Origin of the sequence: Acetomicrobium sp. S15 = DSM 107314, assembly GCF_016125955.1 — a bacterium.
Taxonomy (GTDB): domain Bacteria; phylum Synergistota; class Synergistia; order Synergistales; family Thermosynergistaceae; genus Thermosynergistes; species Thermosynergistes pyruvativorans.
Genome location: NZ_JADEVE010000187.1, coordinates 1 through 371 on the forward strand (window position 1 = coordinate 1; position 371 = coordinate 371).

Genomic DNA, 371 nt, shown 5'->3' on the forward strand with positions numbered 1-371 from the left:
CGGCGACGCCCTCGCCGCCATGGTTACGGAGCTGAGGGGGCTTGATCGCGACGACTTCGCCCTCTTTCACCCCGGCGGAAAGCTCGGCAGAAGGCTCCTCCTGCGCGTCTGCGACGTCATGGGGAGGGGCGAGCGGATGCTTACGGATTAAAATATGCAGGCGATGGCGTACTGACTGTGTTGTCTTCCGTTTTACGTTTAATGAAGGAGGGATAAGAGTGAGATTTTCTAAGTGGCTGTGTGCGGTTGGTGCCGATAGTGCTTTGGTGGTGACGACGCCTGAGATATCAGCTGTGCGGGACGCCGATCGTATCATAGGGCTTTTGGAGTCGATGGAAAAGTCCGATATCTCTTTGATAATCAATCGCATA

Annotated in this window: 2 pseudogenes; both read left to right on the forward strand. The window is 55.0% G+C overall.

The annotated features are described in order from the left end of the window. A pseudogene (locus tag EZM41_RS05470) lies at positions 1 to 139 on the forward strand (KpsF/GutQ family sugar-phosphate isomerase); the annotation flags it as partial. Between the two features lie 103 nt (positions 140 to 242). Next, a pseudogene (locus EZM41_RS05475) lies at positions 243 to 371 on the forward strand (septum site-determining protein MinD); the annotation flags it as partial.